The organism is Pseudomonas sp. MAG733B, assembly GCF_036884845.1.
Taxonomy (GTDB): Bacteria; Pseudomonadota; Gammaproteobacteria; order Pseudomonadales; family Pseudomonadaceae; genus Aquipseudomonas.
Map to the genome: position 1 here is coordinate 3,545,492 of NZ_CP145732.1, position 26,238 is coordinate 3,571,729.

At 61.1% G+C, this 26,238-nt stretch carries 15 protein-coding genes; 11 read left to right on the forward strand and 4 right to left on the reverse strand.

Features of this window, described 5'->3' with window-relative positions:
• Nucleotides 1-200: 200 nt before the first annotated feature.
• The 3 genes from V6Z53_RS16495 to V6Z53_RS16505 form a co-directional block, all read right to left on the reverse strand.
• Nucleotides 201-620, reverse strand: coding sequence for a cupin domain-containing protein (locus tag V6Z53_RS16495; protein ID WP_338580655.1), 420 nt, complete (start codon nucleotides 618-620; stop codon nucleotides 201-203).
• Between the two features lie 202 nt (nucleotides 621-822).
• Nucleotides 823-1,116 carry an antibiotic biosynthesis monooxygenase family protein gene (locus tag V6Z53_RS16500; protein ID WP_150734329.1) on the reverse strand — a complete coding sequence of 98 codons (294 nt, stop codon included), beginning with the start codon at nucleotides 1,114-1,116 and terminating at the stop codon, nucleotides 823-825.
• 119 nt (nucleotides 1,117-1,235) lie between these two features.
• Nucleotides 1,236-2,669, reverse strand: a complete 1,434-nt coding sequence (locus V6Z53_RS16505; protein WP_338580656.1) for a PLP-dependent aminotransferase family protein — start codon at nucleotides 2,667-2,669, stop codon at nucleotides 1,236-1,238.
• A 205-nt stretch (nucleotides 2,670-2,874) separates the two neighbouring features.
• On the opposite strand from V6Z53_RS16505, the gene V6Z53_RS16510 reads away from it, so the two are divergent.
• Complete coding sequence (locus V6Z53_RS16510) at nucleotides 2,875-3,315, forward strand: carboxymuconolactone decarboxylase family protein (RefSeq protein ID WP_338580657.1); 441 nt, start codon at nucleotides 2,875-2,877, stop codon at nucleotides 3,313-3,315.
• Nucleotides 3,316-3,415: 100 nt separating this feature from the next.
• On the opposite strand, the gene V6Z53_RS16515 is transcribed toward V6Z53_RS16510, so the two are convergent.
• Nucleotides 3,416-3,736 (reverse strand): hypothetical protein, encoded by a 321-nt coding sequence (locus V6Z53_RS16515; protein WP_338580659.1) that lies wholly within the window; start codon nucleotides 3,734-3,736, stop codon nucleotides 3,416-3,418.
• A gap of 151 nt (nucleotides 3,737-3,887) precedes the next feature.
• On the opposite strand from V6Z53_RS16515, the gene V6Z53_RS16520 reads away from it, so the two are divergent.
• The 10 genes from V6Z53_RS16520 to V6Z53_RS16565 all read left to right on the forward strand — a co-directional run bounded on the left by V6Z53_RS16520 (nucleotide 3,888) and on the right by V6Z53_RS16565 (nucleotide 26,221).
• On the forward strand, nucleotides 3,888-4,610 hold the full coding sequence (locus tag V6Z53_RS16520; RefSeq protein ID WP_338580661.1) for a secretin and TonB N-terminal domain-containing protein: 723 nt from the start codon (nucleotides 3,888-3,890) through the stop codon (nucleotides 4,608-4,610).
• Complete coding sequence (locus V6Z53_RS16525; RefSeq protein WP_338580662.1) at nucleotides 4,607-5,152, forward strand: sigma-70 family RNA polymerase sigma factor; 546 nt, start codon at nucleotides 4,607-4,609, stop codon at nucleotides 5,150-5,152. Before V6Z53_RS16520 ends, V6Z53_RS16525 begins: the two co-directional genes overlap by 4 nt.
• A 38-nt stretch (nucleotides 5,153-5,190) precedes the next feature.
• Entirely contained in the window at nucleotides 5,191-6,132 is a 942-nt protein-coding gene (locus V6Z53_RS16530; protein ID WP_338580663.1) for a FecR family protein, read from the forward strand.
• Between the two features lie 286 nt (nucleotides 6,133-6,418).
• Nucleotides 6,419-18,892, forward strand: coding sequence for a filamentous haemagglutinin family protein (locus V6Z53_RS16535; RefSeq protein ID WP_338580665.1), 12,474 nt, complete (start codon nucleotides 6,419-6,421; stop codon nucleotides 18,890-18,892).
• Between the two features lie 372 nt (nucleotides 18,893-19,264).
• The gene (locus V6Z53_RS16540) at nucleotides 19,265-20,860 is read left to right on the forward strand and encodes a ShlB/FhaC/HecB family hemolysin secretion/activation protein (protein WP_338580667.1); all 1,596 of its coding nucleotides are present in this window, start codon (nucleotides 19,265-19,267) and stop codon (nucleotides 20,858-20,860) included.
• A gap of 18 nt (nucleotides 20,861-20,878) precedes the next feature.
• Entirely contained in the window at nucleotides 20,879-22,693 is a 1,815-nt protein-coding gene (locus V6Z53_RS16545) for a DUF2341 domain-containing protein (RefSeq protein WP_338580669.1), read from the forward strand.
• Between the two features lie 11 nt (nucleotides 22,694-22,704).
• On the forward strand, nucleotides 22,705-23,130 hold the full coding sequence (locus V6Z53_RS16550; protein ID WP_338580670.1) for a biopolymer transporter ExbD: 426 nt from the start codon (nucleotides 22,705-22,707) through the stop codon (nucleotides 23,128-23,130).
• Between the two features lie 2 nt (nucleotides 23,131-23,132).
• Nucleotides 23,133-23,831: an energy transducer TonB gene (locus V6Z53_RS16555; protein ID WP_338580671.1), complete on the forward strand. Its 699-nt coding sequence runs from the start codon at nucleotides 23,133-23,135 to the stop codon at nucleotides 23,829-23,831.
• Nucleotides 23,832-23,870: 39 nt separating this feature from the next.
• A complete protein-coding gene (locus V6Z53_RS16560; RefSeq protein WP_338580672.1) occupies nucleotides 23,871-25,574 on the forward strand; it encodes a putative porin in 1,704 nt (567 codons plus the stop codon).
• 17 nt (nucleotides 25,575-25,591) lie between these two features.
• Nucleotides 25,592-26,221: a DNA repair protein gene (locus tag V6Z53_RS16565; protein WP_338580673.1), complete on the forward strand. Its 630-nt coding sequence runs from the start codon at nucleotides 25,592-25,594 to the stop codon at nucleotides 26,219-26,221.
• Nucleotides 26,222-26,238: the final 17 nt, after the last annotated feature.

The following is a 26,238-nucleotide window of genomic DNA, read 5'->3' on the forward strand; positions in this document are numbered from 1 at the left end:
GGGAAGTTGAAGTTGCCGGAAGCGGCCGGCAGTGACTTCAGACTAAACCGTGAAGAACGAAATGAAATAGCCAATATCGGTAGTTATCAGGTGGCCAATAGTTTTGTTTGGTTTAAAGACGTCCGGGTAATTGCCCGGAGAAATAAAAACGCCCGATTCATCGATTCGGGCGTATTTATTTATGGCTACCGCTTCAGCGATCAGTTTTTCAAGGGGACCAACACTTTCTCGTCCGGAGACAACACCATGAACACCAGCAATTTGGCCGGCTCGGTGGCGCTGGCGTTTTTCGACACCAGATGTTCGGAACCGGCCGCTTCGTACCAGTATTCGCCCGTCTTGTAGGTCACTTCTTTTTCGCCTTTGACCTGGGAAGTAATGGATCCCGAGAGGACGTATGCCATGGCCGTGCCGTCGTGTTTATGGGCAATGGATGATTGGCCAGGCTTGTAGTCGACCTCGATCATCAGCGCCTTTTTCCCCGGTACGTTTTTCAGCATTTGGTCCTGCAAGACCGTGACTTTCTCCGAAGGGCCTCCGGCTTCATGGGCGAATGCCGAGGCGGAGATAGATAAGGACAGGGCAACAAGGGGAGCGGCACAGAAGCGCAAAACGTTCATGGTTCATCACCTGCGGTGGGTTAGTGGTGTAGAACCAATCTAGTGCGCGGCGAGTGGCAATCAAACAGCCAATATTCGGGAAGGTCAGGTGACCAATGCGACAGGGGCGGAAAACGAAAAAGATCGCAGCCTCCGGTCATTTCCGCAGGGGTACCCATACCCTGCGGAAACGGCCAAAAGGCTGCGATCTTTAACTGGTTTTCTAACGGATCGGAAAGCTGTTGAAGTCGACGGCATTCGCCAGTTGGCAGTCGATCAGGTCGATGAAGCCTTGCACCTGGGGACTGTTGAAATGCGACTGCATCGCCGATTCCGATTGCCAGTGGGCGCTGACGGTCCAGCGATTACTGTCCTCAGGGCAGCGGTCGACCATATAGGAGTCACAGCCCGGTAGTTCGCGCAGGGTGTCGACAATCTTTTGCAGTTGCTTACCCAGTTCTTCCGAGCGGCCGGCGACGGCCTGCACCTTTACGGTATTGATCACTTTGTAGGACATTGCTAACACTCCTGAATCAGGCCGGACGAATCCTGCTCATTGAGAGATAACGCCTTTGCAGGATAGGCCTGCACCCCCGGACCACCAATAGCCAATCGCCGGATAAAGACGCAGTCCAATTACGCAAGCTGTTGCAAAATATCTCTCAAACGGTCAAGTGCGGTGTCGATGTCCAGGGTTTCGATGGCGCCAAACCCCAGGAAAAACCCGGCTTGCGGCGGTTGCTGATAGAAAAAGCTGTCGATCGCGTAGAGCCCGACTTCCACCTTTTTCGCCAGTTCGATCACCAGCGCAACATCGATCGGTACCTTGCACAGCACCACCATGTGAAAACCGGCCGTGGTCGGCACCGCCTCAAGCCAAGGTGCGAGATCACCCGACATGCGCGCGAGGATCCGGTCACGCCGGCCCGCATAGATCGTATGGCAGCGGCGAATGTGCTTGAGCAGGCAGCCTTCAGCGATGAATTTGGCCAGCGCCCACTGGGGCAGGGTGGAAGTGTGTAGGTCGGTGAGTTGCTTGGCGCGCACCACCGCTTCAAGGATCGCCGGCGGCAGGATCGCGTAACCCAGGCGCAACTCCGGCAGCAGGGTTTTCGAGAAAGTGCCGACGTAGGCAACGATGCCGCGCTCATCCATGCTTTGCAGCGAGTCCGTGGGGCGGCCTTCGTAGCGGAATTCGCTGTCGTAGTCGTCCTCGATGATGATCGCGCCCAGTTCATGGGCCCTGGCCAATAGCGCCACCCGTCGTGCCTGGCTCATCGGCATGCCAAGCGGGAACTGGTGTGAAGGCGTGACGTAGATCAGCCGTGTGCCGAGGGGAATCTTGTCCACCTGGATACCTTCGGCATCCACCGGTACGCCAATCACCGTGGCGCCGTGGGTGCCAAACAATAGGCGCGCCGGCGGATAACCGGGGTCTTCCATGGCGACGATGCTGCCGGGGCGGATCAGTACGCGGGAGATCAGGTCCAGCGCCTGCTGGGCGCCGTTGCACACCACCACGTCTTCATCCTGGCAATTGACCCCACGGGAAAACGCGATATGCCGCGCGATGGCATTGCGCAGCGCCGGCAGGCCTTCGGGCAGGCTGTAGAAGCCTTTGGATGCAGCGATCTGGCGCAAGGCGTGGGACGTACAGCGCCGCCAGTCGTCCTGGGGAAACTGGCCTTTGCTGGTGGCGCCGCCAATGAAGTCATAACGCAGTGAGCCTTCCAGCGTCGGGTGGCGCAAAAACACCGGCAGGTTGCGCCAGGACTCGATCACCTCGAAACCGGCCAACTCCGAATGGCTTTGTTTGCGCTCGATTTTCGAAGCGCGGGCATTGACGTAAGTGCCCTTGCCGATTACCCCGGTGAGGTAATTTTCGTAGGTCAGTTGCGCGTAGGTATCGGAAATGGTCTTGCGCGAAATGCCCAGTTGCTCGGCGAGCAAGCGGCTCGGTGGAAGCTGCGTCCCTGCTGTCAGACGACCCGATTCGATGGCGCTGCGCAGTTGGTTGTACAACTGGCCCGACAGATCCTTGCGGCCGTTAATGACAACATGTAGTTCCATACCGGCGTAGCTCCGATGCAATTGGGGCGCGTGTGCGTCGCGCCAGATTACCCGCAACCAGTCGTTGTCAGAAGTTGAGTAGCAGAAAAACCGTCAATTGGTCTGCTTTCGGGTGGTACAGGGTTTTTTCGCAGAATTGGATCTGTATCACGGGTGTATCAATGGTTACCTTGAACGACACATCACCGCTGCATGAGGTCACTCCATGAACCCCCGACTGGATTACTACAGCGCTTCGCCCAAAGCGATGAAAGCGATGATCGCCATGGAGGCCCTGACCAGCAGTCTGAGCATCGAGCCGGCGTTGCTGCATCTGATCAAGATCCGCGCATCGCAGCTCAACGGCTGTGCGTTCTGCACCGACATGCACTCGGTGGACGCCCGGCGCCTCGGTGAGACCGACCGACGCCTGTATTCCATCGTGGTCTGGCGCGACAGCAACTTCTTCAACCCCCGCGAGCGCGCGGCCCTGGCCTGGACTGAAGCGGTGACGCTGCTGTCGCAAAATAATGTGCCGGACGATGTCTATGAGCAGGCCCGGGCGCAATTCAACGAAGCCGAACTGGTGGACCTGACCATTGCGGTCACCACCATCAACAGCTGGAATCGCCTTGCCGTGAGTTTTCGGCAAACGCCGAGCACCTGAAGCCCCGTAGGAGCTGCCGGAGGCTGCGATCTTTTGATCTGGCTTTTATCAGATCAAAAGATCGCAGCCTCGTTTCACTCGACAGCTCCTACAGGAACCTTCAGGGCGCCGGAGCGGGGCGCTGCGGTTTCACCGAGTTGCCGAAGGTATTGCCCATGCGCGTGCTGGTGGCTGCCGGAGTCGCCAAACCCACCTGGTTTGGCGGGCGTTTGTTGACCGGCACATTCATCGCTTCCAGATTCTTTTGCGCGGCAGCGGCCCCCTCGGGGTTATTGCCCATCTGCTGGCTCAGGCAGTCGTAGTCCGGCGCCTTGTACCCGGCAACCGACACCTCTACGCAACCCGACGGCTCCACTGCGTGCGCCAGTGACAAAGCACTCATCAGCAATACGCCCGATGCGATCCTCGATAACGTACTCATTCAAGACCTCCTGTCCAGCCCGAACGGGCCATGGATGGGCTTGAGTCTAATCCATAGCGATTTGATATCTCGTGATGGTTTTTTTGCACGGCCCGTCACACCAGAGTCATAAACAGTCATCAGGATGACGGTTTTCAGGGATAGGTCAGCCGTGCAGCGAGGCAGAGTCAAGGATGCGCGCCAGAGATCGTCGACTCCTGTTCGTCAGGGTTGCCTGGCGTTGCTGCTTTGGCTGATCACATCGGTGGCCAACGCCGGGCCGCTCGATACGGCTGCGCCTCAAATACTGGATATTCCCGCACAGGAACTGGCCGGCGCACTTGAGCAGTTCAGTCGTTCGACCGGCATGGCCGTTTTGGTGGATCGCCAACTGACCCGTGGCAGACGCTCACTCGCCGTCAAGGGCAGCATGAGCGCCAGCGATGCCCTGAGTCAGATGCTCAGCGGCAGTGGGCTGATGGCCCGATATGCCAGGGCGGATGCCTTTACCTTGCAGAAAGCAACGGTTGCGCCGGTGCCAGCCGTTTCGGGGCCTGTGGCGCAGGGTTCGCCCCTCGCAGGCAGTAGTTATGCGACATCGATTCAAGCGGCGATCGAACGCAGCCTGTGCCGCTCGCCATTGGTCCGGCCTGGCAGTTTTCGCGCCTTGCTCCAGTTGTGGATCGGCCGCGACGGTGTGGTTCAGCACAGCAGGCTGGTCAGTTCCACGGGAGATGTGCAGCGCGATGCCGCGCTGGTGGAAAGTTTACGCAACCTGAACATCGAACGGCCGGCGCCAAGCTCTTTGAGCCAGCCGGTCACGCTGCTTTTGTTACCGGAGTCGTCAGGAAAACGCATGGAATGCCCACAGTGGAAAGGAGTTTCCGGGGGATGAAAGACACCGGGGAAAAATCGATGGTCAGGCTGTTCCTGACATCCTATGACGACTTCAAGGTGCGCTTGCGTCGTCGTCTGGGATCCGAGGATCTGGCCAATGATGTATTGCATGAAACCTACCTGCGGGTCGACCGCATGGAGGAAGTGCCGGATATCGCCCAGCCCAATGCCTATCTGTATCGCATGGCGCTGAACATCGCCGCCGACCGTCGCCAGTCGGACGCCCGCTTGTTGACGGGCAGTGAAGTGGAAGAGCTGTTGCAGGTATCCGATGAGGCGCTGGATCCGGCCCGTGTAGTAGGCGGGCAGAAAGAAATCCAGTTGTTGCTAAAAGCTCTGTACGAATTGCCCGCGCGTCGCCGCAAAATCTTTATCGCCGCACGCCTGGAAGAGGCGCCGCACCTGGAAATCTCACAACGTTTCGGCATTTCGACACGGATGGTCGAGAAGGAAATCAAAGCCGCTTTGGGCCATTGCGCAGGACGGCTGGAAAGAAAAGTCATTCAGCGGTTCGGTCCCGGCGCGGGAAAACCGTCTTGATAGTAGAGTCCCGAATAATCCGTGAGTACCCCCGCGCTTTGAACATCTTTCGAATTTCGCCACCTGAGGCCGAGCCTCAGGACCGGCTCACTCGCGAAGCCCAGGGTTGGTTGGTCCTGTTGACCTCCGGCCGGGCGACCGTTGCCGATGCCCGTGCCTTGCGCGAGTGGTGTGCGCAAAGCCCTGAACATGCCCTAGCGTTTGAGCAGGCCAAGGTGTTGTGGCAGCAGTTGCGCCCGGCGGTCGAACAAATGCAGGCACCGCGGCATCTGGGGCGGCGGGCGTTTCTTGGTGGAGCCATCGCGGCGTCCGTGGCGTTCTTCCTCATTCGCGGGACAGTGCCGGGCGGATTTTCCGGGCTGGGCGCGGACTACATCACCGAAGTCGGGGAGCAGCGTCGGTTTGATCTGGCCGATGGTGTGAGCCTGGAACTCAATACACAGACGCGTATCAATCGCCAGCAAAGCGCCGATGGCAGTCAGGCCCTCGAATTGCTCAGCGGTGAAGTCGAAGTCCTGGCACACGCCGATACGCCCCTCAAAGTACAGGCTGGAGGCGGTTGGCTGAGCGCCAGTCAAGCCCGGTTCAATCTGCGCAATCTCAATCAGAGTGTATGTGTCACTTGCCTGGAAGGGGCGCTGCAAGTGGACGCGCTGGGCCACAGCATTCGCCTGGAATCCGGCCAGCAACTGACCTATGACGTCCGTCAGGTCGGCACGCCGCAAACAATCGATACGTCGACGGTCATTGCCTGGCGTCAGCAAGTATTGGTGTTCAACGACGCCACGCTGGCGTCGGTGATCGATGAGATCAACCGCTACCGTCCGGGCATGCTGCTGTTACTCAATAGTGAGCTGGGCAAGCGCAAGGTACAGGCGCGATTCAGCCTGGATCAATTGGCGGGGGTGGCGTTGTTGATTCGCGATGCGTATGGGGTCAAGTGCACTGAGTTGCCGGGTGGGGTGGTGGTGCTTAGTTAATGCCTGGCTTCAGTTGTGGGTTGAATGTTCTGACGCTATCGCTAGCAGGCTAGCTTCCACATTTGAAATGCGCCCCCCTGTGGGAGCTAGCCTGCTAGCGATGAACGATGACGCGGTGACTTTGAATGGCAGCCCTTTGAGGCTGCCATTTTTTTGCGGCTACTCCCCAATCATGAAGTTTGTGTGACATCCGTTCGGTCCTGCGCCTCGCCAACCGCCTATGTCGTAACAGCAGGTTCTACTCGGCCTGCGGCCTCTTGCGCCAATTGAAAAGGACTTAGTAGTGATGCTCGTTCGCCAAGCCCGTCGCAATACCCATTCCTTGTCTGCACGCCGTGATGCCGCGCGTTCCGTGGACCCGGCGCTGTGGTTGCTCAAGCCGCTGGCGCAGGCGATTGCGCTGTGCCTGGTGGCCGGCAGTGCCGAGGCGGCGACGGCGTTCAGTTCCAGCTGGTTTGCCGCCAAGGGCGCGGCGCAGCAGGCGGCGGCATCGCGGCCGGGCGGTGGTTTGCCAGGCATGACACCGCCCTTGGCGCAACAGCAGCGGGCCAGGCAACAACTGCAACGTTCGGTGCAAACGCTGAACAACACCGTGGCCGCCATTGCCGCCCAACAGGCGGCGCAGGCCGCCGGGCGGGCAGCGGCGTTCGCCACCGTACAGTTCGTGCCAGACGGCCTGGGCGAGGGTGGCTTGAAAGTCGATACCGGCCTGGCCCAAGGTTGGCAGAACGCCAAGGGGCCGCAGCAGACCCAGGCCAATGGCAAGACCACGGTGAAGATCGAGCAGACCGCCGACAAGGCAATTCTCAACTGGGAAACCTTTAACGTCGGGCGCAATACCACCGTCGAGTTCGCTCAGCAGTCGAACTGGGCGGTGCTCAACCGCGTCAACGACCCGAGTGCGCGGGCCAGCCAGATCCAGGGCCAGATCAAAGGTGACGGCACGGTGATGCTGATCAACCGCAACGGCATCGTGTTCAGCGGCACCAGCCAGGTGAATGTACGCAACCTGGTGGCGGCGGCGACGAACATCAGCGATGCCCAGTTCCGCGATCGCGGCCTGTACTACGACAGCACCGGCAGCCAGCCGACCTTTACCGATGCCGCCGGCAAAGTGCTGGTGGAGCGCGGGGCGCGGATTGAAACCCACAAGCCGACGCGGTCCACCGACTCCGGTGGTTACGTTTTGCTGCTGGGCAACGAAGTCGAGAACGCCGGTTCCATCAGCACCGCCAAGGGCCAGACCGTGCTCGGCGCCGGTGACCGCTTTTACATTCGCAAAGGCTCGGGCACCGAAGGCAATGGCTTTTCCACCACGTTTGGCAGTGAGGTCATTCCGGGATTTAAGGCCGGTGGTTCGGGCAAGGTCAGCAACACCGGGCTGATCCAGGCCTCGACCGGCGACATCACCATGACCGGTCATGAAGTAGCGCAAAACGGCGTGTTGCTGGCGAGTACCTCGGTGAATACCCGTGGCACGATTCATTTGCTCAACCCCGCTACCGACGCCAGCGGCAGCGTGACCCTCGGCCAGGGCAGTGTCAGCGCGATCATGCTCGACAGCAGCGACCTCACTGCCTTGGATAGTCAGCACGATGCGGCATTGATCGGGGTGACGCTCAACAACCGTATTCGCAGTGACCAGTCGCGCATCGACATCGGCAGCGGCGGAACCGTCGAGTTTCAGAACGGTTCGGTGACGCTCGCCACCGGTGGCCAGGTCGCGGTGGCGGCGGGGCAACGCAGCCTGGTGCGCAACGGCGCGCTGATCGATGTGTCCGGGGCGCTGGGCGTCAAAGTGGCGATGGAAAGCAACAACATCAAGATCAACGTGCAAGGCAACGAGCAGCGCGACTCATCGATCAACCGCGAAAGCGGCGCACTCAACAGCAATGATGTATGGGTCGATGTGCGCGAGCTGATCTTCGTGCCGGCCGGCACCAACGGCTATGCCACTGACCGTTGGTACACGGCCGGTGGTCTGCTGGAAGTCGGTGGTTACCTCGGCACGCAGGGGCACAGCATCGGCGAGTGGATGGCCCAGGGTGGCACGGTAAGTTTCACCGGCAATGACGTGGTGACCGAGAAGGGCTCGGTGATCAATCTGTCCGGCGGCACCCTCGATGTACAGAGCGGTTTCATTCGCCAGAGCTGGTTGCGCGGCGCCGATGGCCGTTTGTACGAAGTCTCGCGGGCACCGGGCGACATCCTCTACACCGGCCTCTACAAAGGTTATGAAGACCATAGCGAACGCTGGGGCCAGACCCGTTATTTCTTCAACCCGCTGATCGCGCCGAGACAACGTTTCGAGTCCGGTTACTCGGTTGGACGCGACGCCGGGCAACTGGTGATCGCCACCAACAACGCGGTGCTCGATGGCCAGTTGGTGGGCGAAGTGTTCCAGGGCGAACGTCAGAACCAGGCGCCTCGTGCCGGGCTCGACGGCTATGACCAGGCGCAGACTGCCAGGGCGCGCCGGGCGCAGTTGATCGTCGGTACTTATGATCCAAGTTGGTCGGCCACCACCAACGGCCTGGTGTATCAGCACCTCGCCATGCTCGATCAGGTGCAGATCGGCGGTGAGCGTCCCGCCGATGGCAGCGACCTGGGGTTGACCGGCGCGGTGTCCGATGACCGCAAAGGCAAGCTGTTCCTTGATACCGACATGCTCAATGGTTTCCGTCTGGGCGCGTTGAAAGTCGCGGCCAAGGACAAGGTTGAAGTCAATGAAGCCGTGACCGTGGACAGTGGCGGTGACATCACCTTGTACGGTCAGGATGTGCGGGTGAACGCGGATCTGACCGCCCGCGCCGGTAGTCTGCGTTTGGGGACCGGTCTGGCGCAAACCAGCAAACCCACGACGGTGACGGTGGCCGAAGGCGTGCACCTGGACACCCGTGGTCTGTGGGTCAATTCGCGTATCGATCCGACCGATGCCAACAACCTGGCCTATTTGAATGGTGGCCTGGTGTCGATCCGCAGCACCGGCGATATCACTGTGGCCAGCGGCAGCGTTATCGACGTTTCGTCCGGCGGCGCGGTGTTGAGCAATGGCAAGACCCGGGGCGGCAAGGGCGGCGACGTCTCCCTTGAATCCAGTGCAGACACCCTGCCGGGCCAATCGCAATTGATCATGGACGGCGAAGTGCGCGGTTACGGCGTCACGGGCGGTGGCACACTGAAGATCCAGGCCAACAAAGTGTTGATCGGCGAGTCTGACGACCCACTGGCCGATCACACCTTGCGACTGGCGGCGGATACGTTCAACAAGGGGTTCTCGGCCTACAACATCATCGGCCTGACGACCCTGCAAGTGGCGGACGATGCGGTGGTCGATGTGTCCATGCCGGTCTACCGTTTTTCCGATTCGGCAGCGAACCAAGCCGGTGGTGCCGATCCGCTGACGGCATTGGAGCTGTGGACACCAACCCTGTTCCAGGAGAACCCGGCCAAAGGCGTGCTGACCCAACGCGGTGGCGCGAGTCTGTCACTGCAAGCGGGCGGCAGCCAGATCAATCAGATAGACCCGCTGAACAGTATCTTGACCATCGGCCAAGGCGCGCGCATCAGCGTCGACCCAGGCCAGCGTATCAACTTGCGCAGTGCCGGCCAGCTGACCGTTGACGGTGAACTCAACGCCTGGGGCGGCATCCTCGACATTCGTCAGCAGCAGTTCGGGTCGATCGATGTTGAAACCTCGCAGCAGGAGGCGGATCCGACGGCCCATACTCGTTCGATCTGGATCGGTGACCATGCGGTGCTGGACGTGGCGGGGCGCGCAACTACGGCGGTCGATGCGCTGGGCCGTGTCTACGGTCAGGTGGGCAAGGGCGGCAGCATCATCATTGGCGGCGAGATCGACGCTAAAAAGGCCACCGCGACATCGGCGGATGCCTATGTGATCGTTCGGCCGGGCGCTCGTCTGGAGGCGTCCGGTGCCGAGGCCGTGCTGGATATTGCCGGCACTGGCCCGACCCGGATCGCCACCGACGGCGGGCGAATTGCCTTGAGTTCCTACAACGGGTTGTTCATCGACGGCACCCTGCGTGCCGCCGCTGGCGGGGCTGGTGCAGCCGGGGGACGTCTGGAGATCGCCCTCGATTCGCCGTTGTATCGCGATACCCAGGGAAGCAACGCTGTTCGGGTTCCAAGGGAGCTGATCATTGGCCAAGGGCCGGACGACGTGCGGCTACCCGCCGATTTGCGGCCTGGAGAGGTCGCTGCACCGCTGCGTTATGGCTATACCCGACTGAGCGCCGATCAATTGATGAGCGGCGGCTTCGATAGCCTCAGCCTGTTGAGCAACGGCCTGCTGACGTTCGACGGTGATGTCGATCTGCACATGAACCAGAGTCTGAGTCTGTACGCAGGATCACTCTCCCTGGCCGAAAGCTCCAAGGATACGGCGCGCATTAATCTGGCTGCGCCTTACGTGCGTCTGTCGGGGTTGGGTGAGTATTACACCCCTCCCAGCGCGTTAACCCGCCCCCGGGTACTGAACACTCCCACCAACCGGTTATCGGCCGCGCAGTTGAGCGCCACCGCGAATTTGCTTGATCTGGGCAATGCCTTCTCGTTCGGTAGCGACGGGCTGATCAAATTGCTCAACGGGGCGACCATGGCGGTCAGTCGCCGCAGTTTTGACCTGGTCACCCTCGACAGCAGTGGCGACATACGTTTGCTCGCAAAACCGGATTTCCAGACGGGTTCCAGGGTGTGGACAGCGGGCGATATGCACTTGCGCGCGGCACAGATCTATCCGGGCACCCGGGTCTGGTCCGATATACGCGCCGGGTATCAGAGCGAGAGCAGGATAGATCCCGACCGTACGCTGAGCATCAGCGGCAATGGTGCGGCACCGGCCGTGCCACCTTATTCGGTGTTTGGCAGGCTGAAACTGTACGGGGGGAGTATCGAGCAAGGCGGGGTCATTCGCGCCCCCTTGGGTTTGATCACGTTGGGCAACGATGCGTTTGGCGATACCCGGACCATTCACTTATTGCCGGGCAGCGTGACCTCGGTCAGTGGCGCCGGATTGGTCATGCCGTATGGCGGCACAACCGATGGCACCGACTACCGATACAACGGCCAGTCCGTGGTGCTGCAAGGGATTGCCAACGAGAATACCGGTGTGGTCCTGAGTGGCCAGTACGTCGACGCGCAAACCGGCTCGCTGATCGACCTGTCCGGGGGCGGGGATTTGCGCGGTGCCGGATTTGTCTCCGGGCGTGGCGGTTCTACCGATGCGCGTTTCAGCCCCTTGGTTCGCAACGCGGCTGACGGCACATTCAGCCTGCCGGGCCTGAGCAGTAACCCGGTGTATGCCATCGTGCCGGGCAATCAGAACGCCTATGCACCGATGCTTGGCGAGGCGGGCGCCAGTGATCCACGCATTGGCCAGCAGATCAGCATCGGTGCCGGTGTTCCAGGCCTGGCAGCGGGTACTTACACCCTGTTGCCATCGACCTTTGCCTTGCTGCCCGGCGCCTTCCGGGTCGAAGTCAACGGTCAGGCTACGCCGGGCGCAATCAACGGCGCGCTGAAAATGCGCAATGGTTCCTGGGCCAGTTCCGGACAAATGTCGATTGCCAATACCGGGCTGCGTGACAGTCTTTCCAGCCAGGTCATCCTGACGTCGGCGGAGGTGCTGCGCCGCTATTCCCAATACAACGAAACCAGCTACAACCAATTCGTTAACAGCGACGCTGCACGTCGTGGGGTGCCGCGCGGGCAAACGACCCTGGACGGCAAATCACTGACGTTTTTGTTCAAATCAAGTGATCGTGACACAGCCCTGGATTTCAACGGCAAGGCATTGTTCGCTGCCGCCGAGGGCGGTGTGCTTGGCACCGCAGCGGTAAGGGGATCATGGGCTTTTGAAATTCTTGGCGCTGGTGCCGTCAGCACTCAGGGCTTCGACGGTGTTTCGTTGCATGCCGACGCCCTGAACAATCTTGGGGCCGGGCGTTTGGCCATCGGTGCAACGCCGTTTGTGCAATACGACACTGCGGGCAACTTCATTCAATTCAGAGGTGATACCAGGAGCATTGCCCTGCGCGAGGGCGCGATGCTCTCGGCACCTGAAGTCGTCCTGTGGACGACGGGCCTCACTGGCGGCATTACCCTTGAAGCGGGGGCGGGCATTAATACGCTGGGGCGTGGGAACGTACCCTATGACTCCACGGCGGGCTTCATCTATCAACCAGGGCAAGCCAGCCTGTTGATGGTGTCCAACGGTTGGACCAATGTGCTGGCGCCGGACGCGGGCACTAACGGAGGGGGCGCCGGCAGTATCCGGATCGGTACCTGCCCGGCGCAGGGTTGCCTCAATCCTTCGTTGCTCTATTCCAACGGCAGCATCACCGCCGCCACCGACAATCAATTTGAGTTGGGCGAAGCGGTGCGTTTCGGCACGCGTCACCTGGCGCTGGCCGTCGGCGCGGTGAACGCCGGCAGCGCCGAAGCGCTTGCGGCGGCGAGCGGTCGCTTGCCGGCCGGCCTGACCCTGAACCAGAACGTCCTCGATCGACTGCTGCGCGGCGACACGCAATTCGGTGCGCCAGCTCTGGAAACCCTGAGCCTGACCACCCGCGATTCATTCAACTTCATCGGCAACGTGACCCTCGACACCCTGGACCCACAAACGGGCAAGAGCCGCCTGGAAAACCTGATACTGGTGACACCGGCCATTTACGGCCTGGGCGATGCCAGTGATGTGGCGACCATTCGCACCGCCAATCTGATCTGGAACGGCGCGACCCAGGCCCCCGGCACCGTGGCCAACGGCGGCGCAGGCACTGGCCATGGCACGCTGAATATCGAGGCGCAACGCATCGAGTTCGGCTATGGCCCGAATCCGCAGCCCAATGGCCTGGACCAGAACAATCGCCTGGCGCTGGGTTTTGCCAACGTCAACCTCAATGCCAGCGAACGCATCACCGCCAATCACAAGGGCAGCCTGGCCGTTTACGAACAACAGGGCGCTTACGACCCGGTCAAGGGTTATGCCTACAGCGGCGGCAACCTCAACCTGCGCACGCCGCTGCTCACCGGTGAAGCCGGCTCGGTCAACCTGCTCAAGGCGGGCAACAGCCTGACCCTGACGTCGCCAACCGGCGACCGCACTGCCGTCGCCGATGCCTTGGGCGCGGAGCTGAATCTCGAAGCACGCAACGTGTTGCTGGACGGCCGCATCGTGTTGGCCAGCGGCAAACTGGTGGTCAAGGCTGAAGATGATCTGACCCTGGGCAGTGGCACTTATCTGGACGTGGCCGGACGCACGCTGCCGTTCAACGACGTGAAGAAATACAGCTGGGGCGGCGACGTGGCGCTGTACAGCAGCAACGGCAATATTCGCCAGGCTGCTGGTTCACGCATCGACCTGTCAGCGGTCAACAATCAGGGTGGCAACCTGAGCGCCGTGGCATTGGCGGCGGGCGCCGGGGTGGTGGATCTACAGGGGGAAATCCTCGGCAGCAGCAGCGGCTATTACGACGCGGGCGGCACCTGGGTGCCGTACAAAGCAGGCGGTGTGGATATTCGCGCGCAGCGACTGGGCAGCAGCGCTGACCTCAACGGCGAATTCGCCGCCCTCAACCAGCGTTTGAATGTCGGACAGGTGTTCGGCAGTCGCAGCTTCCAGCTCAAGCAGGGCAATCTGGTGATTGGCGACGGGCTCAAGGCCGGTGAGGTCAATGTCTCGGTGGACAACGGCAGTCTTACCGTCGTGGGTCTGATTGACGCCAGTGGCGAACGCGTCGGCAGCATTCGCCTGTCGGGCAAAAATGGCCTGACCGTGGCTGGCAGCGCAGTGCTTGATGCCCATGGCCAGATGTTGCGGGTCGATAGCTACGGCAAGATCATCGACGCACCGAACCGGGCCATGATCGAGCTGAACTCCGGCGATGGGCTGTTGACGCTGGCCTCCGGTGCGCGGATCGATTTGCGTCACGGCACTGACGTCGCCATCGGCAATTTGCCGGGACAGCTTGACGGTCGCGCGCGGGGCACTCTGGAACTCAACGCACCGCGCTTGGGTACCGGCGATATCTCCATCGATGCCGGCGGTGCGCTGAACATTCAGGGCGCACGCTCCATTGGGCTCAACGCCACACGGCGCTATATCGATGCCGCCGACGGCACCGACCCGGCCGCCAGCGGTCGTCCGTACCAGGTCATCGATCAGGCTTATCTGGACGGCATTCACGTCGACAGCACCGCGTTCATCAACGCAGCCCTGGCCAATACGGATTTGCTGCAACGCAAACTGGCCGGCCTGAATAACGCCGCCTACGCCGATGCATTCCACCTGCGCCCCGGCGTGGAAATCGCCAGCAAGACCACTGACGGCGATCTGGTGGTGCAAGGCGATCTGGACTTGTCCGGCTACCGTTACGCCAGCCTCAACCCGCACACGCAGAAGAAGTCGGTCTACGGTTCCGGCGAGTCCGGCAGCCTGGTGATTCGCGCCGGTGGCAATCTGGACATCTACGGCAGCATCAACGATGGCTTCGCCCCACCTCCGGAAACCGTGGACGACGCCGGCTGGAAACTGCTGTCGGGTGTGCAACCATTCGGCGGTGATCTGATCGTGCCGGGTGCGGGTGTGACTCTTGCTGACGGCACTCAGTATACGGTCGGCGCAACCTTGAACTATGACTTGCCTATTCAGGCAGCGACGATGGTCAGTGGAACGCTGTTGCCAACTCAGGGCGTACTGGCCGAAACGTACACGTTCAGCGCCGGCACGGTGTTGGCGGGTGCGGTGCATGACGCGGCGGGCAATCTGTTGTATGCCGCCGGCACCTTGCTGGGGGCCGACGTCACCCTACCGGCGGGCAGTCGTCTCGGCGCGGGTACACGGCTGAACAAAACCACCGCGATGCAAGCCATGCTCTGGCCAAAGGGCGTGCCGCTGCCGGGTACTATTTTCGACAACGCGACGGTTGGCGTAAAACTCAGTGGTTCGCTGGCGTTGTTGCGCGGTTCGCTGATTCCGTCGATGACGGATGTGAAACTCGCTGATGGCACCGCTTTTATCGAGTTGCGCCCGCTGATTGGTACTCAACAAGGCCGTAATTGGGCGGTGGCGAGCATGCTGCCATCAGGTAGCGCGTCCTGGTCGATACGCACGGTGGCGGGGGCGGATCTGGAGGCGGCCGACAGTCGAACGGTGAACCCCCTGACTGTCGAAGGCAACTTGAGGCTCGCAGATACTCACTATGGTTTGAACGTGACAAGTGGCGCAGCAAGACTGGTGTGGGCTGAAGGTAATGGTTGGGGCATGCCTGCGTTCGAACCTGTTTCTGATGAGTACATGTTGATTTGTGCCGAGTGGGACCCTGGCGCCTGTGCACCGATGGCGCGATGGACCTGGGCTCCTGGCAACTGGGTAGGTATGCCTGATTACGCACCGGTAAAAGACAATGAGCTTTCGCTTTGCCAGAGCTATCCGGAGGTTTGTGTCGAGACCGTCGTGGGGCAAACAGCCAAGGCACATACGCAAATGTTCAGCGTGTTGCGCACAGGCACCGGTGATCTTGACTTGATCGCCAGCGGCAATCTGAGCATGGATTCACCGTTCGGCGTGTACACCGCCGGCACCCAATCCGACAATGTCGACCCACGTTACAACCTGCCTCGCGGTCGGCTGTCTGACGATGGTTCGGTATTGGGCAGCGCTGGCAGTGACTATGAAAAATGGATCAATGGTGGCAGCGATAGCCTGTATCAGGCCTGGTTTCCACAGATGGGCGGGAACCTGACAATCAATGCGGGCGGTTCTGTGTCCGGTGATGTGGTTGGACGCAGGCTGGCGGCTCCTACGCGGGTTCAAAACCCAAGCGTTGCCGTGGGTAACTGGCTGTGGCGCCAAGGCTCCGGCACCAGCGATGTGCCTGCTGCCTGGTGGATCAATTTCGGTAGCTATGCGACCCAGCCGCTTCTTACATCGGATGCAGACCCCGCACCCTATCTCGTGGGCTTTACCGGTTTCGGCACGCTCGGTGGTGGCAACATCAGCCTGCGGGCGGGTACTGACAGTGGGATGCTTAGACCGCTGGGGGCATCTACGGGTACGAATCAGGCCGCACGCAGCCAAGGACTGATTGTGGCTGTAGGCAGCACCGGGCGCGTAGGTAGCGACGGCAGCCTGCAACTGACCGGTGGCGGTGACATGGATATCCGCATCGGCGGCACGCTCAACCCGTCACTGCAAGCCAGGGCGGGAGCGACCGGGGTAGGTACACCCAATCATGATCTGCAGGGTGCGCTGATCAACCTGCGGGGAGCTGCACAACTGAGCGCTTCGGCGGTGGGTGGAATCCAATTGCAGTACGGTTCATTTTCCGGCAACCAGGACCAGCGCGAGGCTCGCGGCTACGATCCGTTTACGGCCACCACCAGCAGCGCAACCGGCGGCCTGGTGTTGATTCCGGGGGACTCGGGCATGCAGCTCAATACCCGAGGTGATTTGGTGTTGGGAGGCGCGGCGGACCCTGGTCGGGTAGTCCTGCAGAACTCCACACAGTTCACTACGCCTGATGGGGTGGTGCATGCGGGCGGTGGTTTGACAGGCTTCTCGTTATGGACCGATCACACAGCCATCGATCTTTTCTCGGCGGGAGGCAATCTCACGCCAAGTACATTGATGGCAGAAGCGATCAACAATTCAACGATCCCTGGCGGTAGCAATACTTCACCCACCGATAATCGATTCGTTATGCCCTCGATCCTGCGTGCAGTCGCCGGGCAAGGTTCAATCTATGCCGGGCCGTCCGCTGGTTTCTATGGTGGGGGGAGTAACTATCCGGGCATTTCGTACTCCTTGTTGTTGGCACCCTCACAATCCGGGCAGCTTGAATTGTTGGCAGGGGATTCCATCTATGCCGGTGGCTACGCAATCAATCAATCGGGTGCCAGCCCGCTGTCCATCGCGACGCCATTTACGCCTGCGTTCAATGGTTATGCCAAGGATCGTCAGCGAGTGATAACGCTGATGTCCAATAGCGGCGCTGATGGCGTCTCGCCCGGACTCAACAGCCGTTATCCATTGTTCGCCTTCGGTGCCGAGAGCTATTCAGGCTTGAGTGGGGTTCAGGCCCCTGCGCGGTTCTACGCGCTAACCGGCGATCTGGTTGGCGTTCGCAGTGGCGAAACCTTGAGTTTCAGCAACTCCAAACGCACCTGGTACGAAGCGGCCGGGCCGGTCTGGATGTTGGCCGGACGCGATATCGTCGCGTCGGGTACAACCGTCGGACAGCCACAGGCCGTGAACCGCGATGGTATGGGCAACAGCAGTGACACCATCACCGCCACGGGCAACCTGTTCATCCACAACAACGCAAACGACGTCTCCCGCGTCTCCGCCGGGCGCGACATTCTTTACAGCAGTTTCGACATTGCCGGCCCCGGCACGCTGGAAATCAATGCCGGGCGCAATATCCTGATGGAAGATCGCGCGAGCATCACCAGTATCGGGCCAGTAATGGCGGGTGATAAACGTCCGGGCGCCAGCCTGGTGTTGCAGGCGGGTGCAGGGGCCGATGGCCCGGATTACGGTCGCTTCATCGCCCGTTACCTGGACCCGAAAAACGAGGCCGTTAGCGGCACGCCGCTCAACGGTCAGCCTGGCAAAGTGGTCAAGACTTACGATGAAGAACTGCTGTCCTGGCTGACCCTGGGCTACGGATTCAACGGCAACGCAGATCAGGCACGGGCGTTCTACGCCGCACTGCCGAGCACCGAGCAAGCCGTGTTCGCACGTCAGGTGTACTTCGCCGAGTTGCGTGCTGGTGGCCTGGAATACGCCGATGAAAACGGTCCGCGCCAGGGCAGTTACCTGCGCGGTCGCAACGCGATTGCGGCGTTGTTCCCGACTACCGATGTGGCGGGCAATACCATTCGCTACGACGGCGACATCACGTTGTACGGCGGCGCGGGCGTGAAGACGCTGTTCGGCGGTGACATTCAGATGCTCACCCCCGGCGGTGGCCAGGTGTTCGGTGTCGAAGGTGCGGCGCCGCCGTCCACGGCGGGGATCGTCACCCAGGGCGAGGGCAACATTCAGCTGTATTCCCAAGGCAGCATCCTGCTTGGGCAGAGCCGGGTCATGACCACGTTCGGCGGCGGCATTCTCGGCTGGTCGGCCGAAGGCGACATCAACGCCGGCCGGGGTTCGAAAACCACCGTGGTGTTCACGCCGCCCAAACGTATCTACGACACCTGGGGCAACGTGACACTGTCGCCGACCGTGCCGAGCACCGGTGCCGGTATCGCCACGCTCAACCCGATTGCCGAAGTGCCGCCGGGCGACATCGACCTGATCGCACCGCTGGGCACCATCGATGCGGGCGAGGCGGGGATTCGGGTGTCGGGCAACATCAACATCATCGCTTTGCGGGTAGTCAACGCGGCGAACATCCAGGTGCAGGGCAAGTCGTCGGGCATCCCGGTGACGGCCTCGGTGAACACCGGCGCAATCACGTCGGCCAGCTCCGCGGCAACATCCGCCACGCAAGCGGCCGAGGACATGTCGCGTCAACAGCAGGCGGCGGCACGCAAAAACCTGCCGTCGATTGTGACCGTACAGGTGCTGAGCCTGGGTACCGAGCCGCTGACACCGAGCAGTGACGGCGCCAGCAGTGTGCCGACGCCGTCGTACAACCCCAACAGCCCGGTGCAAGTGCTGGGCGCCGGTGTGCTGGACGAGCGCGCGCGGGGGCAGTTGACGGAGGAGGAGCGGGGCAATCTGACGTTGTAGCGCGCCATCCAGCAGGATCAGAGGCGACCTTCGGGTCGCCTTTTTTATGCCTCCAATTTCACACGTCTTTCCTGTGGGAGCGGGCTTGCTCGCGAAGAGGCCATCAGCTTCAACATCAATGTCTACTCACACACCGCTTTCGCGAGCGAGCCCGCTCCCACAGGTTTTTTTGTAGTGATCCCAAATCTTTGAAATGAAGCTTTCATGACAAAAGTTCGGTAGCACATCGCCCGTCCGGTCATGCCTATGTGACGTGCTTGAGGCGGCCGAGAGGCCACTTTTCCAGCCGATGGCGGGACGCCGGGAGCAGGGCAATCAAGCCAGCCTGCCGCAGTGCAGACGGTTACCGGTATTTCGAATTCAGGGGGTGATGTGGATCATTTTTTCAAGTCACGGCTGGCGCTGTGGGGCTGGCTGCTGGTGACGGCGGGCGTGCAGCCGGCGTGGGCGGAGCAGAGCGCTGAACTGCTGGAACCCAAACCGGTGGACGTCAACGAATACTTCGTGCGTGGCAACACCGTGCTCGATGCCCGGACGATCGAGGAAGCGGTGTATCCGTTCCTTGGTCCGCAGAAATATCTGGCCGACATCGAAGGCGCCCGCGATGCGTTGCAGAAGGCTTACCAAGCCAAAGGATATCAATCGGTATTCGTCGAGTTGCCGGAGCAGAAAGTCGAGGACGGCATCGTCTATCTGCAAGTCAGCGAAACCAGGATCGGTCGGGTGCGTGTGGTCGGCGCCAAGCACTATTCGCCAGTGGAAATTCGCGACGACGTACCGGCGCTGAAAGAAGGCCAGGTGCCGGACTTCGCCCAGGTGCAGACAGAACTTGCGCAGCTCAACAAGAACCCTGGGCGCCAGGTGATGCCGCTGGTACGCGAAGGCCAGCGCCCCGGAACCATGGATGTCGACCTGGAAGTTGAGGACCAGGACCCATGGCAGGCCAGTCTCGGTTTGAACAACGACTACAGCGCCGACACCGAAAAACTGCGCAGCGTTGCGAGCCTTGGCTACAACAACCTGTGGCAGTTGGGGCACAGTGTATCGCTGACGTTCTTTACCGCCCCTGAAGATACCTCCAACGCCAAGGTCTGGTCGGGCTCCTACTCCGCGCCGCTCAGCGAGCGCTGGAGCGTGCAGTTTGCCGGTTACCAGTCCGACAGCAACGTCGCGACCATCGGCGGCAGCAACGTGTTGGGCAAGGGCCATTCCTACGGCGTGTCGGCGATCTACACGCTGCCGTCCAGTGGCAACTGGTCCAATTCGCTGTCGGCCGGCATCGATTTCAAAGACTTCGACGAGCAACTGGACTTCGCCGGCGACAGCGACAAGGTGCCGCTCAAGTACGCGCCGTTCACTTTCGCCTACAACGGCTTTCGCTACACCGAAAGTTCGCAGCTGGGCCTTGGCCTGAGTCTGGTGGCCGGTACTCGCAGCTTCCTGGGTTACGGCAGTTCCGACGAAGACTTCGACTACAAACGCTATCGCGCCAGCCCGAGTTTCGCCGTGCTCAAGGGCGATACCAATTACACCTACACCTTCGGCAACGACTGGCAGACCGCGAGCAAGGCTGCGTTCCAACTCGCCTCTGGGCCGCTGGTATCCAACGAGCAATTTTCCGCCGGTGGCGCCACGTCGGTACGCGGTTATCTCGCGGCCGAGCGCACTGGTGACGACGGCTACCTGCTGAGCCAGGAACTGCGCACGCCATCGCTCGCCAAGTACCTCGGCACCTATGTCCAGGAGTGGCGCTTCTACGCCTTCGCCGAAGGCGCCCAGTTGTACCTGCGCGACGAACTTCCCGATCAAGACGCCGATTACGCCTTGGCCAGTGTTGGCCTGGGCACCCGCGCGAGCTTGAGCAAATGGCTGTCCGGCAGCCTCGATTGGGGCTACCCGCTGCTCGAAGGGCCGAATACCTCGAAACAGGAATCGCGCCTGCATTTCAACCTGCAAGCGACATTCTGAACCTACGGAGACATTTTCATGCAGCGCATATTTCTGGCTTTCCTGATGTGCCTGAGCTTCGTGCTCCCGGCCACCGCCCAAGCGTGGTGGCAGGACGATTGGCATTACCGCAAACAGGTTTCGGTGGACACCACGCCCCAAGGCGCGGCGATCAACGAAGCGCTGGGCCGCACTGCGTTGCTGGTGCGCCTGCACACTGGCAACTTCACCTTCGACGGCGTCAAGGAGGACGGCTCCGACCTGCGCTTCGTCGCCGCCGATGACAAGACCGTGCTCAACCATCAGATCGAAAGCTTCGATGCGCTGATGGGTATGGCGCTGGTGTGGGTCGATGTACCGAAAGTGGAGGGCGGTCAGCGTCAAGACATCTGGATGTACTACGGCAACCCGAAAGCTCCAGCCACCGGCAACGGCCAACTGACGTTCGATCCGAACTACACCGCGCTCTACCATTTCGACGGCGCCACCGGCACCCCGGCCAAAGACACCACCGCCTATGGCAACACCGCGCAAAGCGCCACGGGCGCGAGCATCGACGGCGTGATCGGTCGTGCCTTGCAGTTCAGCGGCCAGCCGCTGTTGTTGCCGGCCAGTCCATCATTGCAGCACAACGCAGGCAGCGCGTTCACCTTCAGCGCCTGGTTGAAACTGGAACAGGCCAATGGCGAGCAACTGATTCTGGCCCGTCGTGAGGGCGAACAAAGCCTGCTGGTTGGTTTGAACCAGGGCATGCCGTTCGTGGAAATCGACGGTCAGCGTGCGATGTCGACCCTGCCATTGAACCCCGGTCAATGGCAGCACCTGGCGCTGACTGCTGAAGGCAGCAAAGTCTCGCTGTACATCAACGGCCGCGAAACCGCGAGCCTGGCGCTGGCAATGCCGGCGTTCAATTCGGTCATGGCGATTGGCGCTGATTTGTCCGCCAGCGCTTACCTGCCGTTTGCGGGTGCGATTGACGAGCTGCGTCTGTCGAAGGTCGCCCGTCCCGCCGCGCAGTTGCTGGCCGATGCCAATTCCCAGGGCGCTGAATCGAAACTGGTGGCTTACGGTGTCGATGAAGAGCAATCGGGTTACGGTTTCGGCAGTCTCGGTTTCCTGCTCAACGCCGTGCCGATGGACGCCTGGGTGATCATCGCGGTACTGGTGCTGATGATGTTCCAGTCGTGGATCATCATGGTTCGCAAGAACCGCATGGTCAGCCGTGTCACGGCGGCCAACGAAGCGTTCCGCGAGCAATTCGCCAAGGTCGGCACACGCCTGGAAATGTTCGCCGACGACCAGGACCTCGCCCAGCGTTTGCGGGACTCTTCGCTGTGGCGCCTGTATCAGGTGGCGGTCAAGGAAATCCGTACCCGCCGTGAGCAGGGCGCTGATACGTCTTCCGTCTCGGCGGCCACCATCGAAGCGATCCGCTGCTCCATGGACGGCGTGCGCACTCGGGAAAACCAGGCGCTCAGCTCGAAACTCTCGACCCTGTCCAACGCCATCGCCGGCGGCCCTTACATCGGCCTGCTCGGCACGGTGCTGGGGATCATGGTGGTGTTCCTCGGCACGGCCATGGCCGGCGACGTCAACATCAACGCCATCGCACCGGGTATGGCCGCCGCGTTGCTGGCCACCGCCATGGGCCTGTTCGTCGCGATCCCGGCACTGTTTGGCTACAACCGCCTGATCACCCGCAACAAGGAAGTCAGTGCCGACATGCGCGTATTCGTCGACGAGTTCATCACTCGCCTGGCGGAGATGCACGGCGAGAGCCAGTTCAGTGAATCGGCCCATCGCCGTGGCAATCACACCATCGCCCAACACACCAATGCCCAAGCACCGGCCTGAGGAGCACAGACATGGCTTCCGTAAATGCCTCTCACGACGATGACGATGACGCAGCGGTGGACAGCATCAACATCACGCCACTGGTGGACGTGCTGATGGTGGTGCTGGTGATGTTCATCCTCACCGCCACCGCGCAGGTCTCGGGTATCCAGATCAACCTGCCCAAGGCCAGTGCCTCGGCGTCGTTGTCCGAAGCCAAGACCAAGGCGATTTCGGTCAACGACGGCGGCCAGGTGTTCCTCGATGCCTATCCGGTGACGTTGGCCGAACTCGAAGACCGACTGCGTATCGAGAAAGCCCAGAACCCGGACTTCCCGGTGATCGTGCGCGGCGACGCCACGGTGCAGTACCAGAAAGTCATCGAGGTGCTGGACCTGCTGCGCCGTCTGGAATTGTCACAAGTCGGTCTGGTGACCGGCAAACCGACACAGGGCTGACCATGACTGCTCAACTTCCCATCAGCCCGTCGCCCGTCAAGAAGTCACCCGTGCGCTTCGTGAAGTGGGGCGCCGGGTTGCTGATCGCCAGCGTGGCCGCGTGGTTCCTGTGGCAATGGGCCAACGACATGAGCGGTATTCGCCGTGAAGCGCCGAAGGTGCCGACCATCATTCCGTTGCCACCACCACCGCCTCCACCACCGGAAAAACCGCCGGAGCCGGAGCCTCCTGTGGAAGAGAAAGTCGTCGAGCCGGAACCGACCCCCGAACCAGAAGAGATTCAGCCGGAGGAAGAGGCGCCGCCATCGCCGGCCGACGACTTGGCGAAACCGATGGACATGGACGCCAACGCGCAGACCGCCGTAGGCGGCATTCCGGTTGGCAAGGGCGGCGGCATGGCCGGTTCCGGCGGCGGACGCCTGGGCAACGGTACCTTTAGCCAGTTCATGGCCGTCAGCTTCCAGCGCTTGTTGCGCGACAACCCGGACCTGCGCAACCAGGCCTACAAGGCGCAGGTCGACGTGTGGTTGAGCAGTTCGGGCGAGATTTCGCGGGTCGAGTTGGCCCAGTCCAGCGGCAACGCCGAGGTCGACGCGCAAATACTCGCGGCCCTTCGTAGCGCGCCGCGCATGAACCAGCGGCCACCGGCTTCTTTCACTGTGCCCATGCGCGTGGCCCTGCAAGGGCGGCGTCCGGGTTAACCCAATTATCAAAGTTTTGCCATAAGGAGTTGTGTGCAGATGATTTCCAATGTGAATCGATTGTCCCTGGCGGTCGGCATGGTCATTGCGACCCTGGTCGGTCAGGCCGTGGCAGCGCCTGCGCCCTCGGAGAACGCCACGATCAATCTGATCCGCTTGCTGGTGGAGCAAGGCGTGTTGAAACAGGACAAGGCCGACAAGCTGATTGCCCAGGCCCAGAGTGAAGCGGATCAGGCCCGCAAAGCCGCTTCCGCACCGACCGCCGTTGCCGCCACCGGCCCGACCGCCGCACCGGGCGATGTGCGTGTGCAGTACGTGCCGGCCGCCGTGCGCGACCAGATCCGCGATCAGGTCAAGGCCGAAGTCATGGCCACCGCCAAGCAGGAAAACTGGGCACAGCCCAACACGTTTCCGGACTGGGTGTCGCGGGTCAGTTTCGATGGCGATATTCGCCTTCGGGACGAATCGCGCTACTACTCGGGGACAAACAGCAACGAAATCGTCGACTTCGCCAAGCTCAACAACAACGGCCCGTATGACGTGAACCCCAACAGCAGCACCAGCCTGCCGCCGTTGCTCAACACCCGCGAAGACCGCGAAAACCTGCTGCGCTTGCGTGCGCGTCTGGGCATGAAAGCAGTGATCGCGCCGGACTGGACCGCGGGTATTCGCATCGGCACCGGTTCCGACAACAGCCCTGTATCGACCACCCAAACCCTCGGTGGTGGCTTTGGCAAGAAAGACATCTGGCTCGATCAGGGCTACCTTACCTGGAAAGCCACCAACGAGCTGACCCTCACCGGTGGCCGCTTCACCAACCCGTTCTTCTCCACCGACATGCTCTATTCCAACGAGTTGAACTTCGACGGTATTGCGGCGATGTTCGATCACAAGCTCAACCGCGATTGGGGCATGTTCGGCACCGTCGGTGCGTTCCCGATCGAGTACACCAACGACACCAGTTCCAGCAACGGCTTCGACAAGGAAGAAAGCGACAACAAATGGCTGTTCGGCGCACAAATCGGCGCCAACTGGGCGATCAACTCCAGCAACCGGCTCAAAGGTGCGTTGGCCTACTACCGCTTCGATGACATCGAAGGCCAGCGTTCCAGCCCTTGCGAACCCTGGGCCGGAGCGCCGGGCTGCGACAGCGATGGCACCCGTTCGGCCTTCATGCAGAAGGGCAACACTGTGTTCCTGCTGCGTGACATCACGCCGAACCCGCTCAACCCGGCAACCACGCCGCAACCGCAATTCGTCGGCCTGGCCTCGGAGTTCAACCTGCTGGACCTGAACTTTGTCTGGGACAGCGACCTGCCGGAAGACTTCAAGCTGCGCAGCCAGGCCAACTACGTACACAACCTGGGCTACGACGAAGGCGACATGCGCAAGCGTGCGGCGGGGCAGATCGTCAACAACCTCGACAGCGATGGCGACATCGAAAGCGGCGCCAACGCGTGGATGGTGCAGTTCACCCTCGGCAATGCATTGGATATGCGCAAGCAGGGCGACTGGAACCTGTTCGCCGGCTACAAGTACATCCAGCCGGATGCCTTGCCGGACGGTTTCAACGATTCCTCGTTCCACCTGGGCGGTACCAACGCCAAGGGTTATTTCCTGGGCGGCAATTACGGTCTGGCCAAGAACGTCTATGCCACCGGTCGCTGGTTGAGCTCAGAAGCGGTGTACGGCGCGCCGTTTGATATCGACGTCTTGCAGCTTGAGATCAACACGCGCTTCTAAGGCGCAGGGAGAACGTGATGAACAGAAAAATCCTGTTGTTTGCCCTGGGAGCGCTGGTGGCTCAAGGGGCGAGCGCCGAGGGCATGGAGGAACGCCTGCGTACGCAACTGCGCAGCACCACCCAACAGTTGCAAGCCTTGCAAAGCCAGCAGGCCCAGGCCAGTGCCGCACAGGTTGCCGCGCAAACCGAAGCCAAAGCCGCCCAGGCGCAGATCAAGCAATTGACCGCCGAGTTGGCCAGGTACAAGGGCGCGGCCGAGCAACTGGCGAGCCAGCAAGACAGTTTGCAAAGCCAGGCCCAGGCACAGGTGGCGGCCAGTAATGAGCAGATTGGCAAGTTCAAGAAGGCTTACGACGAACTGCTGGTCATGGCTCGCGGTAAAGAAGCCGAACGGGCGCGACTGGAAGCGCAACTGGCCGAACGTGACACACAAATGCAGCAATGTTCGGTCAAGAATCAACAGATGTATGGCGTGGCCAAGGAGATCCTCGCGGCCTACGAAAAAATCGACGTCGCTGAGGTGATGAAGATTCGCCAACCATTCGCCGGCACAGCGCGGGTCAAGTTCGAAGAACTGGCCCAGGGCTTTGGCGACGAACTCTACAAGACTCAATTCGACGCGCCTCAGGCTGCTGTCACTCACTGAAAACAGGGAAGAACTTC